The organism is Gemmatimonadota bacterium, assembly GCA_040882465.1.
GTDB lineage: Bacteria > Gemmatimonadota > Gemmatimonadetes > Longimicrobiales > Gaopeijiaceae > JBBEBG01.
The window spans coordinates 71,678-84,329 of the sequence record JBBEBG010000031.1; the positions used below are offsets into that span (position 1 = coordinate 71,678).

Genomic DNA, 12,652 nt, shown 5'->3' on the forward strand with positions numbered 1-12,652 from the left:
GGCGCCGCGCCGCATTCCACGTCGCGCCGCAGTCCCTCACCCCTTTCCCAGCTTACCCTCCGCCACCGCTCGCACGAAGTCCATGGAAGAGACGATTCCGACGAGCTCCTCCCCTTGGGTGACGAGGAGCCGGTGAACTCCCGACCGCACCATGAGGCGGGCCGCCTCGGCAGCCGTCGCTTCGGGGGAGAGCGCCACGATCGCACGGGTCATGACCTCGCCCACGACGTGTTCCGCGAGGAAGTCCCATTCGGGCCCCTCCGATTCGGAGATGCGCTCCACGACGTCGGCGGCGGAGTCGGCCCACATGTCCCGGAAGTACCCGGAAGGCGGCTCCGAGAGGTCTTCCCTCCAGAGGTCGGGCGGGCCCCATTCTCCCCAATCCTGCCGCCCCCCGCGATAGGCGGGAACCCCCGGGTTCGTGGCCTCGAAGTCCAGGATGTCCGATGCCGTGACGACTCCGGCGAGGCGGCTTCCCGCCACGACGGGCGCGCCACTGAATCCCTCGGCGGACAATCGCTCGACGGCTTCCCGAAGGGTCATCTCCGGTGACAGGGTATTGACCTCGGATGTCATGAAATCCTGAACGCTCAGCATGGGTCCCCTCGCAGTCTCACAGGTGTCCGCCTCCGGGTGGAAAGTGTCCGTTGGCCCGGCGCTCCGAAGCGCCTCCAAGAAGGGCAACAAGCGTGCCCTCGACCAACGAAGGCGCCACGCCCCCGGCCGTCCGCCGGATGGGCCGAATTGTCCCGCAACTCCCTATGCTTCGAGACGATCGGTCCCGGCGGAGATCTCCTCCGCGTTCGGCTCGACATCCGCGAAACCGCGCGTCGGGCGCAGTCGCCGGCCCATCGCGCGAACTCGCGAGACGGGCACGCCACATGCACCTCGAGCGCGCGGGTGTTCCCCTCCGGGGGAACGCTCCAACGTCCACACTTCAAGAAGAGAGGGTCCCGACATGTCCGTCGCCAAGGTCACAGAAATCACGGCCAGCTCGCCGAAAAGCTTCGAAGATGCGGTGAAGATGGGCCTCAACCGCGCAGACAAGACGCTGAACGGAATCCAGGGGGCCTGGATCAAGGAGCAGAAAGTGCGCTGGGCCTCGGGCGCCATCTCGGAGTACAGGGTCACGATGAAGGTGACCTTCATCCTCGGGGACTGAGGGACGCGAGCGCACCGTGAAGCAGCTCTTCTTGGACCGGAGAGAGGCGGGACGGAAGCTCGCCGGGATTCTCGCCAAAGTCGCCCCGATTCCGGACGCCGTCGTTCTGGCGCTTCCGCGAGGTGGCGTGCCCGTCGGGTTGGAGGTCGCCCGGGCGCTTGGGGCGCCCCTCGATGTGGTCATCGTACGTAAGCTCGGGCACCCCTGGCAACCCGAGCTCGCGATGGGGGCCATCGCATCGGGAGGAGTCCGCGTGATGAACCCCGAGGTCGTGGCGGCAGGGGACATCTCCGAGGCCGACATCGCCGCGGTGCTCGCGCGCGAGACCAGGGAGCTCGAGCGGAGGGAGCGCGCCTACCGGGGGGACCGCCCGCCGGTTCCGGTCCAGGGGCGCACGGTCGTCCTCGTGGACGACGGGGTCGCAACCGGGTCCACAATGCTTGCGGCGGTCCGGGCCCTGCGGTCACTGGGGCCCGCTTCCATCATCGTGGCGGTCCCTGTCGCCCCCGCCGACACATTGTCCCGTCTGCGGGGCGAGGCGGACGCGGTGGCCTGTGTGGCCACGCCGGAGCCGTTCCTCGGGATCGGCCTCTGGTACCAGAGGTTCTCTCAACTGAGCGACGCCGAGGTTCACGAGTTGCTGGATGCGCGAGCGGGAGAGATGGCTCGGTCCGCGCGTGCGCCTTTCGATTCGGCGAACGTCTGACGCCGACGACTCTTTCGGAGCGGCTTCCCCATGCCCAAGAAGGAGCTGCTCTTCCGGTCCGAAGCGCGAGAAAAGATTCTCAGAGGAGCCACGACCCTCGAAGTGGCCGCGCGCGGGACCCTGGGACCCCGGGCTCGGTCCGTATTGATCGAGCGGAACTGGGGAAAACCGATTGTGTGCGACGACGGCGTCACGATCGTGAAGGAATTGGAGCTCGAGGACGCGGCCGAAAACCTCGGGGCCCAGGTTCTCAAGGAAGCCGCCGAGCGAACCGGTGAACGGGTCGGGGATGGAACGACGACCGCCACCCTCCTCGCCCACGGCGTCTTTGCCGAAGGGGTGAGAAACGTCACCGCCGGAGCCGCCGCGGTGGAACTCAGGCGCGGACTCGACCGCGGGCTCCGCCGTGCGGTCGAAACCCTCTCGCGGATTTCCCGTCCAGTCGCGGGCCGAGCCGAGAAGGCGCAGGTGGCCTCGATTTCGGCGCATGGCGACACCTCCATTGGCGACATGGTGGCCGATGCCGTGGAGCGGGTCGGCGCGGAAGGCGTCATCACGGTGGAAGAGGCGAAAGGGATCGAGACTGTCCTGGAGGTCGTGGATGGCATGCAGCTCAATCGGGGCTACCTCTCCGCCTATTTCGTGACGGATCCGGAAAAGATGAAGGTGGTCCTCGAAAATCCGTTGATCCTATTGTGCGAAAAGAAGATCGCGGTCATGAAGGACCTCCTTCCCCTACCCGACCGCGTGGCGCAGGAAGGACGCCCACTCCTCATCGTGGCCGAGGACGTGGACGGCGAAGCCTTGGCGACGCTCGTCCTGAACAAGCTCCGCGGAGTGCTCTCCTCGCTCGCCGTGAAAGCTCCTGGATTCGGCGACCGCCGGACGGAGATGCTCCAGGACATCGCCGCACTAACAGGAGGACGCGTCGTCAGCGAAGACATCGGGCTCAAGATCGAGAGGCTGACCCTGGACGATCTCGGCTCCGCCGCGTGCGTCGTCGCGGATCGCGAGACCACGACGTTGATCGGAGGGGGCGGAAGTTCCACCGACATCCAGGGACGGGTGAAGGAGCTCCGGCACCGGATCGAAGACGCCACCTCGGACTACGATCGGGAGAAGCCCTAGGAGCGCCTCGCCCGACTCTCGGGAGGGGTCGCGGTCATTCGGGTGGGCGCCTCCTTCGGAAGCCGAGCTCAAGAGCCGCAAGGAGGCTTTCGAGGACGCGATCCACGCCACGCGGGCGGCCGTGGAAGAGGGGATCGTCCCCGGCGGAGGACTGGCGCTGCTTCGCGCGATTCCGGTGTTGGAAGAGGAGGCGGAGCGAACGGAGGGAGACGAAAGGACGGGAATCCTGATCCTGCGAAGGGCGCTCGAGATCCCGGCCAGGCAGATCGCCGAGAATTCGGCTGTGGACGGAGGCGTGGTCGTCGACCGGATGCGGAACGGAAGTGGAAATCTCGGCTTCGACCCCGCGCGACGGGAGTACGTGGACCTGATGGAGGCGGGAATCATCGACCCGACGAAGGTCGTGCGCGTCGCGCTCGAAAACGCGGTTTCCGTGGCCGGCGTCCTCCTCCTCGCGGAGGCCACGATGACCGACATACGGGAACCGGAGCCAGAGACGCTGATCCAACCGGAGGCCTACTGATCGGGCTTCCCATTGTCGAGATTCTGAACGAACCATTCGCGCGCGAGGCGCGCCACCTCGCCGAGCGTTCCCGGCTCTTCGAAGAGATGTGAAGCGCCGGGAACGATGGTGAGCCGCTTCGGAGCGGAAATGCGGGCCGCGGCACTCCGGTTCAACTCGATGACCTCCGCGTCGCGGCCGCCAACGATGAGAAGGGTCGGGGCGGCGACGTCCCGCAAGTACGAGCCCGCGAGATCGGGGCGCCCTCCACGGGAGACGACCGCACCAACCACCTGGGGACGTCGAGCCGCGGCGATTAGGGCCGCCGCGGCTCCCGTGCTTGCCCCGAAAAGTCCGATCGAGAGTTGCGAGGCTTCCTCATCCTTCCGAAGCCAGTCGACCACGCGCACCATGCGGTCCGCCAACATCTCGATGTCGAAGCGGAGGTGGCGCGTCCTGGCATCCACGGCCTCCTCGCCCGGCGTGAGCAGGTCGATGAGAAGAGTTCCTAGGGCGCCCTCCCGGAGTTGAGCCGCCACGAAGCGGTTCCGGGGACTCGTGCGACTGCTCCCACTTCCATGCGCGAAGGCCACAACCCCGCGGGCGCCGGCGGGGAGGTCGAGGTCCCCGCTCAGGGACTCCAGCCCGGGACCGATTGAGACCCTCACTCTCCTCGTGGCGCCGCTCTCACGGCCGCCGAATGCCGGTCCCGTGCCTTCTCCCGTTCGATCCACGATCTGATCCTCCTTGCCGCTCGAGTCCCTTCAACGCACGGCTCAACGCGCCGCGACTGCCAAGCCATACAAGAGACGGGCTGCGACGAGAAATCGGGCAAGGGCGAGGAATCCTCGCGCCATTCCGTGCACGATCCCGATCTCCGAGCCGAAGTGGGGGCGCCCACGTGGAGAACGTTTCCCGCAGCGAAGAGAAATAGAAAGGGGGACATCCGGTCTGGTCCATCCCGCGGCATCTCCTCGGGCGCATCCGCGAACCAGACCCGATTTGCGGCGAAGGCCCGCGCTGTGGGCGGCCGTGACGGTGAGTCCACGGCCAAGGGCCCGAAGGGCGTCGCCGGGGCGGCCGAGGACAAGTCGAGGACAAAAGGAACCCGAGAGAGACCCCGGCTGTGACATTTTGTCCCAGTCCGACTCACATCAACCGCGTAAGTCATTTACCCATAACGAGCTGACCCTGGCACGCATCTTCCCCCTCGTCACACGCCGGAGACCCGGGCAGAGCCCATGATGCTGGCCCTCCCCCGCTTCCGAGGGACCCGCCGCGCGGATCGGCCGCCCGGGACCCGACCCATTCTGACAAAGGGTTTCGCCATGAGACATCTTCGCGCTCTTCTCGCTGCCGTGCTCCTCACGGCCGTGGCCATGCCGGTGGTCGCGCAGGCCCGTAGCGTTACCGGAACGGTCCGATCGATCACCGACGGAGCGCCCGTCGCCGACGTCAACGTGCGCCTCCGTGGGAGCGCCGCGACGGTACAGACCAACGCCGCCGGGGCCTTCTCCATTTCGGTTCCCGCCGTCTCGACGGACATCCTCCTCCTGACCCATCCCGAGTACGAGCTGGCGGAGGTGGAGCTCCTGGGGCGGACGAGCGTCGAGGTGATACTCGTGTCGAGCGTACGTTTCAACCAATACGGCGTTCAGGTGCCGCGCACCCCTCTCGACGCGGAGGCGCGCGACGGGATCCTCGTTTTCGAGAGCCAGGACGGCGCATACCGACTCTGGTTCGACATGCGGGTGCAGATGGACGGCGCCTTCTTCCTGGGGAGCCACCTGAACCCGATCGGGAACGGGGTGGAGATGCGCCGCGCGCGGATCGGAATCAAGAGCATCTTCGCGAGAGACTGGTACGGCGAGGTGGACATGGACTTCGCCGACTCCCGCGCGGACCTCAAGGACGCCTACCTGATGTACACCGGGTTCGAAGGGTTCTCGATCCGGGCGGGAAACTTCAAGGAGGTCTTCTCGCTCGAGACGAACACCACGAGCCGGTACCTGACGTTCATGGAGCGGCCGATGGTGACCCGGGCCATGACTCCGTCACGGCACGCGGGGATCGGGGTCTCGTACGAGCGCCCCTACCTCTTCGCGGCCGGCGGGGTGCACTTCCAGGACGTGGGAGGATGGGAGGAGGTCCAGAACCGGAAGGACTACAACGCCGACATCGGGGTCAGCGAGGGATACTCCTTCACCGCGAAGGTGGTTGGGATCCCGTTCTACCACGAGACGGACCGGGGCGTCCACCTCGGTATCGCCGGATCCTACCGGACTCCCAAGACCCACGACCGGGTCGGAACGGTTCGCCACGACACGCGTGGGATCTCGAACATCAACCGGAAGAAGTACCTCGACACGGACCGGATGACGGACGTGGACCACTCGATCCTGGCCGGGTTCGAGGCTGCAGGTTATCTGCGCGGGATGCGAGTTCAGGGCGAGTACAACCTCTCGGACGTCCACCTGAACGGAGACCGGCCGACTGAGCACTTCCGGGGCTTCTACCTGTTCGCGAGCCGCATGCTCTTCGGGGGGAGCTACCAGTACAACCGGAGCGACGCCGAATTCACCCAACCGAACCTCGGCCGCTCCTGGGGCGACGTCGAGCTCGCGCTCCGCTACGAGTACCTCGACTTCAACAGCCGGATGGACGGCGTCATGGGCGGGGAGGGGGAGGGAATCACCGTCGGCGTGAACTTCTACGCGAACAACAACGTGAAGCTGAGCGCGAATTACGGGTGGATGAACCACGACCGCTACGCGGGCGCGCGCGGGGACCTCTTCGTCGGCACTGACGAGGACGGCAATCTGACGAGGGACCCCGGGCTCGTCGTGGAGCCCGAGGGCGAGGCGGGCGAAGACTTCAGCGTGTTCGCGCTGCGCGCGCAGGTCACGTTCTGACGTATCCGGGGCCATCCAAACGGAGAGTTGATCATGAAAGAGTTGAGAAAGGTCGCGATGCTCGGGGTCTTGGGGCTTACCCTGGCCGGGTGTGTGGAGGATCCGTTGGCTCCCCCCCCACCCCCCTCGGAGTCCGAGCTGATCCATTACTGGCACTTCAATAATCTCCCGGCAGGGGAACTCACGGCGGTCGCCGCGGATTTCAGTGCCCTCGGAGGCGCGGCGATCACCTATCCGGGAACGGGGGCCGGATACATGGACAACGTGGACCCCGGATCCGGCGTGAACTCGCGCCAGGGACAGCTCCCCGGGCTCGGCCTACGCCCCCGGAATCCCGCGAACACGAGGGAGCTCATCATCACGGCCCCCTCGACCGGGTACGAGGACATCGTCGTGGCCTTCGCTGTGCAAAGGTCCTCGAGCGGGGCGGCGCAGGAGGAGTTTTCTTACTCGACGAATGGGGGGACGACCTGGACGATCGTGGGCGCCGCCTACGACATCGGGCTCGACTTTGCGGTGGTGACCTTCGATCTCTCGGAGGTGGCCGCAGTGCAGAACAATGCGAATCTCCGCTTCCGGATCCGTTTTGTCGGGGAGCAGGCGGGCGGCTCCTCGGGGAACAACCGCTTCGACAACTTCACCGTGGATGGAGTCCCGCTCTGATGAAGCGGAATGGACCGGCGGAGCGCGGGAGGTGACTCCGGAAGGGCTTCAGGTCGGGGCCGAGTCGAGCCCGCGCTTCGAGCTCCGCTCTTTCGGGCAGGATTTCGACCGGATCCACCATCGCATGGCGCGCCTCTCCGTGCCGGTACCCGAGGATCTCTGGGAGCGGCGGTCCGAGGAGATATACGTCGTTTCCAGGGCGAGCGACGTCTTCGGCGTGAAGATCCGCGGCGGGAAGCTGGACGTGAAGGAGTGGGTGCGGACCGTGGACGGGTTCGAGCAGTGGGCACCCCGCCTGAAGGTCGCCTTCCCTCTTCCCGCCGTGCTCCTCCAGGAGAAGCTCTTCCCCGCCCTCCAGACGGCTCCCCCCGATCTCCCGGCGGGAGGGTGTGACCTCGAGGACTTCCTGAGGCGAGTCCGGAGCCACCCGGAGCTCCAGGTGGTGCGTGTGAAAAAGCGTCGCTTCGGCTACCTGGTGCATGGGACGATCTGCGAATACGTCGTTGTCTTAATCAACGGGGCGCGGGTCGTGACGGTGGGCGCCGAGTCCACGGAAATCCCCGATTTGCACCGGACTCTCACCGACACGGGGATGGCAGGTCTCGAGAACATCAACTATCTCCAGGCGATCAAGCGGGTGATCGGAATGATCGATCGGCCGCTCGCGAACGAGTGAGGGAGGAGAAGCGAGCCGTGGCGCAAGAGATTGAACGGAAGTTTCTCGTGACCGGACCCTTCCACGGCGAGGCCCGCACGAAGACGCGCATCGTCCAAGGGTACCTCTCTTCCGTCCCCGCGCGAGCGGTACGCGTGCGGATCCAGGGGGAACAGGGAGCACTCACGATCAAGGGGATCGGAAGCGCCTCGGGAGCGAGCCGCTACGAGTGGGAGAAGGAGATCCCCCTGGAGGAGGCGGAGGGGCTCCTCGCACTGTGCGAGCCGGGAAAGATCGAGAAGATCCGCTACCTCGTCCCGGTGGGCGACCACACCTTCGAGGTGGACGAATTCCACGGCGAGAACGCAGGTCTCGTGATCGCCGAGCTGGAGTTGGAGTCCGAGGAGGAGCCCTTCGCCCGGCCGGGCTGGCTGGGAAAGGAGGTCACGGGAGAAGCGCGGTACTACAATGCCATGCTGATGAAGCACCCTTACACCCGGTGGAAGGAGGAGCCGGCGTGAACCCGGGCGCTCCGCCCCTTCCCGGCACGAGCCGGATCCCGCGAAGCGACCCCGCCGCCGCCGGAGGGGACCCCAGCGATCCGCTCGACATGCGGAACTACCGGATCGAGCAGCTGCCGGTCCGGAAGCGAAGCCGCGTCGAGGCGCAGCTGGCCCGGATCGGAGTGCCACTGGCTCTTCTGATCTTCGTGGTGCTCGCTTTTCTGGTGGACATCCCCTTCCTCCAGGACGTGGATCCGGAGGGTCTCGTCTCGGACGTCGCGCGGGCGGAGTTCGAGGCTCGGGGAAGCGAGGTGTTCAGCCGGAACAATGCATACATGCTGGCCATCTTCCTGGCTTCGCTCGTCTTGTGGTCCACGGTTGCCCTCCCGAACTACCTGATCAGCCTCATGGTGATCAGCGCCCTCGTCCTCACAGGGGTACTCGGAGAGAGTGTCGCCTATGCGCAGCTCGGCCACCCCGTGATGTGGCTGAACATCATGTCCTTCGTCCTTGCAAGCATGCTCGTGGCGACGGGGCTCGCGAAGCGTATCGCTCTCTTCCTTCTCCTCCGGTTCGGGCATACCGCTTCGACGATCTTCCTCGTTTTCATCGTTCTCAATCTGGCGCTGTCCGCGTTCGTTTCAGCGACGACGGCAAAGGCCGCGATCCTCCTCCCGCTCTTCATGGTGATCGCAGCGATCTACGGAGCGCGTGAGGGAGAAGAGAAATCGAACTTCGGGCGGAGCATCGTTCTCCAAAACCTCCTCTGTATCAACGTTGGGGCCGGAGCATTCGTCACGGGATCGGGGGCCAACCTTCTCGCCGCCGCCCTCATCGGTGGGGCGATCGGGGGGTCCATTTATTTTGCCGACTGGATGATGGCGATGTTCCCAATCATGACGGGGCTCATGCTCGTGGGATACCTCCTCGCGATGCGAGTCTTCTTCCCTCTCGCCCCCGAAGAGCGGATCCCCCGGATCGAAGGAGGGATGGAGCGCCTCCGGGACGAGTATCGGTCCCTCGGGCCGATCAGCGGGAAAGAGATCCGGACTGCGGTCCTCTTCCTCGCGATCCTCGGGCTCTGGGCCACTGACCGCATTCATGGGGTGAGCGCCACCGCCGTCGCTTTCCTCGGTGCGATCGTGGCGCTACTACCCCGCGTCGGGATCGTCGAGTGGAACGACATCGACATTCCCTGGCATCTCATGCTCTTTTCGGCGGGAGCGTATACCCTGGGAGCCGGCCTCGACGCGACCGACCTCCCCTCGATCACGGTCAACGCCTTTTTCGATCAGATGGGAATCGGGGCAGAGACGCCCTTCTGGGTCCTCTACCTCCTTCTGACCGGAGTGATGGTCTTCAGCGCGCTCGTTTTCCAGTCGAAAACGATGAGGGCGCTCATCTTCATCCCGATCGCGATCGGGGTCGCGGGACGATTCGGCTTCCCCGTCGTGAGCCTCGCCCTCCCCACGGCCTTCATGATCGAGCACGTGTACGTGCTTCCCTTCAACAGCAAGCCCGCCGCGCTCCTCTACGAGACGGACCGCTATTCCCTTTCCGACGCCTTTCGCTTTGGCATCACGATGATGATCATCGCATGGATCGTGAACATCCTCGCGGGGGAAACCTGGTTCCGATTCCTCGGAATCACGCCGGACGGGGTCTTCGGACTCTTCTGACGATCGCCTCCACGGCGGGACGCCAAGATGGAGTGAACGGCCCGTGACCTTACTCTTCAAGCAAAGTCGAGAGCTCGAGGCTCAGATCGACGACTACCTGGATCTGATCGGGCAGGGCGGATTGTTATTCCAGGAAGGGCTGCGCCTTTACCTCAAAGATCGTGAGGCTGAGTTCGAGGAGCGCCTCGCGGAGCTTCGGGTCACCGAGCGGAACGGCGACGAGCTTCGGCGCGGGATCGAGAGCAAACTCTACCTTCACACCCTGATTCCGGAGTCTCGAGGGGATGTTCTCGGGCTCCTCGAGGCGGCGGACAAGGTCCTGAACGCCCTCACCGGAACCCTTCTCCGCTTCGCCGTCGAGGAACCCGAGCTACTCGACGACCTCGATCCCTACTTCGAGGATCTCGCCGGACACGCAGTGGCCACCGCCGACTGCATGGTTCGAGGGTGCCGGGCCTACTTCCGCGACCTGGCGGCGGTCCGCGATCACATCAGCAAGGCGCAGTTCCATCGGGACGAGGCGAACCGGATCGCGGAAACCTGCACCCGGGCGGTCTTTCGCCGGGACCTTCGGCTCAGCCACAAGAATCAGATTCGAGCCCTCGTTTCGCATATCGAAGGAATCGCTGACGAGGCGGAAGACGTCTGCGATCGGCTCGCCATCGCCGCGATCAAACGGCATGTCTGAGGGGCGCGAGCAGCCTGCATGATCTGGCTCTTCCTCCTCAGCGGACTCTTCCTGGGATGGTCGCTCGGAGCGAACGACGCGGCGAATATCTTCGGAACGGCAGTTGGCACGCGGATGGTGAAATTTCGCGTCGCCGCCGTCATCGCGAGCGGGGCCGTGATCGTGGGAGCCGTGGTCGGTGGATCGGGCACGACCGCGACGCTGGGGGCGCTCGGCGCGGTGGACGCTCCGGCCGGCGCCTTCACCGTCGCCCTCGCCGCGGGGCTCGCGGTCACCTGGATGAGCCGGGCCGGTCTCCCGGTCTCCACCTCCCAGGCGATCGTTGGGGCGATCGTCGGCTGGAACCTCTTCGCGGGCGCCCCGACCGACTTCGCCCTCCTCGCGCAGATCGTCTCGACCTGGGTCGTATCACCCATTCTGGCGGCGGCGCTCGCCGCGGTCCTTTACCTCCTGGTCCACAGAGCCCTTCGGCATAGCCGCATCCACATGCTCGAATTGGACGCATACACGCGGCTCGGACTCATTCTCGTCGGAGCCTTCGGGGCATATAGTCTCGGCGCGAACAATATCGGAAATGTCATGGGAGTCTTCGCCTCCGCCGCGCCCTTCGCCCCGATCCCGGTCGCCGGCGGATTCGAGTTGAGTGGGGTGCAGCAGCTCTTCCTCCTCGGAGGGGTGGCGATCTCCGTCGGAATCTTCACCAACTCGTTCAAGGTCATGAGCACCGTCGGTAGCCAGATCTTCAAGCTCACACCGATCCTCGCGCTGGTGGTGGTGCTGGCCCACTCCCTCGTTCTCTTTCTCTTCGCCTCAACCGGACTGCGGGGACTCCTCGTCGGCCTCGGGCTTCCGGCACTCCCGCTCGTTCCCGTCTCGAGCACACAGGCGATCGTCGGCGCGATCCTGGGCGTGGCGCTCGTGCGGGGGAGCGGAGCCGCGATCCGTTACGGCCTCCTCGGCCGCGTGGCGATCGGATGGATCGTCACGCCGGTGGCCGCAGGACTCCTGAGCTTCGTGGCCCTTTTTTTCGTCCAGAACGTCTTTCAGCTCGAGGTCGTGGGGCCGGCTCGGTGAACTGCGGTGCTGTGGCCCTCCCTTTGGGCCGCGGCAGTGATACGGACGCTGGCGCCCGGCGAAACTGCGGACAGCGTCGCGGAAGCCCCCTCATGCTCCCTCAGCCGAGCGAAATCGCGAGCGCCCCGAGCAGGCCGATGCCCGCGAGGAAAAAGGTGAGATGGAGCGCCCCACGCGCGACTCCTCCCACGGCCTTGATCTCCGGGATCAGGTCGGAGGCGCCGATGTAGAGGAAGTTCCCTGCCGCGAAGGGAAGCAGAAAGTGAATATCCATCCTCGCGGCCGCACCCCAGGCGACGACGGCCCCGAGCGGGAAGGTCAGGGCGCTGATGAAGTTGAGGAGGAGCGCACGGCGGCGAGGGAAGCCCCCGTGGACGAGAATGGCGAAGTCTCCGATTTCTTGTGGGACTTCGTGCGCGGCGGCGGCGAGCCAGGCCGAAAGGCCAACCCTCGGATCCACCATGAAGGCCGCACCCACGGAGAGGCCCCCGATCAGGTTGTGAAGGGCGTCGCCGAGGAGGATCAGCCACGCCTCCGGACGAGCTGCGACGACCGTTCTCGTGTGCGACCGGTGCCAATGCAAAAACTGCTCGATCGCGAAGAAGACCGTGAAGCCCCCAGCCATCCAAGCGCACGCTTCGAGCGCGGAGGCGCCTCCCTCCAATCCCTCCGGGAGAAGATGAAAAAACGCGCCGCCGAGAAGTGAACCCGCCGCGAACCCGACCACCGGGAGAAGGGTGCGATCCAGGATTCTCTTCGGGAGAACGATCGCCACGACGCCGACGAGGGCGATCGCGCTCATCGCGAACCCCATCACCAGGATCCAGGGGAGAGGCGTGGAGCTTGTCCACCCGTCCGCCTGGAAGGCCAAGCTACTCGCCCCGGTCAGGAGCATCGGATGGGAAGCCATGGGAGGAAACTAGTATACCGTTACAAAAGTATATAGACCATGAGCAGGAAGGGGCGTATATTCCTGTGCA

At 65.6% G+C, this 12,652-nt stretch carries 12 protein-coding genes and 1 pseudogene; 10 read left to right on the forward strand and 3 right to left on the reverse strand.

Annotated features, from left to right (window positions below; genetic code table 11):
- Positions 1-36: 36 nt before the first annotated feature.
- Positions 37-597 carry a CBS domain-containing protein gene (locus WEG36_11680; GenBank protein ID MEX1258268.1) on the reverse strand — a complete coding sequence of 187 codons (561 nt, stop codon included), beginning with the start codon at positions 595-597 and terminating at the stop codon, positions 37-39.
- 361 nt (positions 598-958) lie between these two features.
- Between WEG36_11680 and WEG36_11685 the strand changes: the two genes are divergently transcribed.
- From WEG36_11685 to groL, 3 genes and pseudogenes are all read left to right on the forward strand, one after another.
- Entirely contained in the window at positions 959-1,162 is a 204-nt protein-coding gene (locus WEG36_11685) for a dodecin family protein (GenBank protein MEX1258269.1), read from the forward strand.
- Positions 1,163-1,178: 16 nt separating this feature from the next.
- On the forward strand, positions 1,179-1,868 hold the full coding sequence (locus tag WEG36_11690) for a phosphoribosyltransferase (GenBank protein ID MEX1258270.1): 690 nt from the start codon (positions 1,179-1,181) through the stop codon (positions 1,866-1,868).
- Between the two features lie 30 nt (positions 1,869-1,898).
- Positions 1,899-3,519, forward strand: a pseudogene (gene groL / locus WEG36_11695) (chaperonin GroEL).
- Here groL and WEG36_11700 read toward each other — a convergent pair.
- The gene (locus WEG36_11700; protein ID MEX1258271.1) at positions 3,513-4,166 is read right to left on the reverse strand and encodes an alpha/beta family hydrolase; all 654 of its coding nucleotides are present in this window, start codon (positions 4,164-4,166) and stop codon (positions 3,513-3,515) included. The pseudogene groL and the gene WEG36_11700 sit on opposite strands and share 7 nt — an antisense overlap.
- A gap of 660 nt (positions 4,167-4,826) precedes the next feature.
- Between WEG36_11700 and WEG36_11705 the strand changes: the two genes are divergently transcribed.
- From WEG36_11705 to WEG36_11735, 7 genes are read left to right on the forward strand one after another with little or no spacing between them, the layout of a single operon-like run.
- On the forward strand, positions 4,827-6,410 hold the full coding sequence (locus tag WEG36_11705) for a TonB-dependent receptor (protein ID MEX1258272.1): 1,584 nt from the start codon (positions 4,827-4,829) through the stop codon (positions 6,408-6,410).
- 33 nt (positions 6,411-6,443) lie between these two features.
- Entirely contained in the window at positions 6,444-7,073 is a 630-nt protein-coding gene (locus WEG36_11710) for a hypothetical protein (protein MEX1258273.1), read from the forward strand.
- Positions 7,074-7,104: 31 nt separating this feature from the next.
- Entirely contained in the window at positions 7,105-7,749 is a 645-nt protein-coding gene (locus WEG36_11715) for a hypothetical protein (GenBank protein MEX1258274.1), read from the forward strand.
- Positions 7,750-7,766: 17 nt separating this feature from the next.
- On the forward strand, positions 7,767-8,249 hold the full coding sequence (locus WEG36_11720) for a CYTH domain-containing protein (protein ID MEX1258275.1): 483 nt from the start codon (positions 7,767-7,769) through the stop codon (positions 8,247-8,249).
- Positions 8,246-9,910: a DASS family sodium-coupled anion symporter gene (locus WEG36_11725; protein MEX1258276.1), complete on the forward strand. Its 1,665-nt coding sequence runs from the start codon at positions 8,246-8,248 to the stop codon at positions 9,908-9,910. Before WEG36_11720 ends, WEG36_11725 begins: the two co-directional genes overlap by 4 nt.
- 43 nt (positions 9,911-9,953) lie before the next feature.
- Positions 9,954-10,598 (forward strand): DUF47 family protein, encoded by a 645-nt coding sequence (locus WEG36_11730; protein ID MEX1258277.1) that lies wholly within the window; start codon positions 9,954-9,956, stop codon positions 10,596-10,598.
- Between the two features lie 18 nt (positions 10,599-10,616).
- Complete coding sequence (locus tag WEG36_11735; protein ID MEX1258278.1) at positions 10,617-11,672, forward strand: inorganic phosphate transporter; 1,056 nt, start codon at positions 10,617-10,619, stop codon at positions 11,670-11,672.
- Positions 11,673-11,772: 100 nt separating this feature from the next.
- Here WEG36_11735 and WEG36_11740 read toward each other — a convergent pair whose 3' ends face one another.
- The gene (locus WEG36_11740) at positions 11,773-12,582 is read right to left on the reverse strand and encodes a ZIP family metal transporter (GenBank protein MEX1258279.1); all 810 of its coding nucleotides are present in this window, start codon (positions 12,580-12,582) and stop codon (positions 11,773-11,775) included.
- Between the last annotated feature and the right edge of the window lie 70 nt (positions 12,583-12,652).

Bases quoted from the DNA above. Each gene is read 5' to 3' on its own strand.
- WEG36_11680 (MEX1258268.1), bottom strand. From the start codon at position 597: ATGCTGAGCGTTCAGGATTTCATGACATCCGAGGTCAATACCCTGTCA.
- WEG36_11740 (MEX1258279.1), bottom strand. From the start codon at position 12,582: ATGGCTTCCCATCCGATGCTCCTGACCGGGGCGAGTAGCTTGGCCTTC.
- WEG36_11735 (MEX1258278.1), top strand. From the start codon at position 10,617: ATGATCTGGCTCTTCCTCCTCAGCGGACTCTTCCTGGGATGGTCGCTC.
- WEG36_11705 (MEX1258272.1), top strand. From the start codon at position 4,827: ATGAGACATCTTCGCGCTCTTCTCGCTGCCGTGCTCCTCACGGCCGTG.
- WEG36_11710 (MEX1258273.1), top strand. From the start codon at position 6,444: ATGAAAGAGTTGAGAAAGGTCGCGATGCTCGGGGTCTTGGGGCTTACC.
- WEG36_11685 (MEX1258269.1), top strand. From the start codon at position 959: ATGTCCGTCGCCAAGGTCACAGAAATCACGGCCAGCTCGCCGAAAAGC.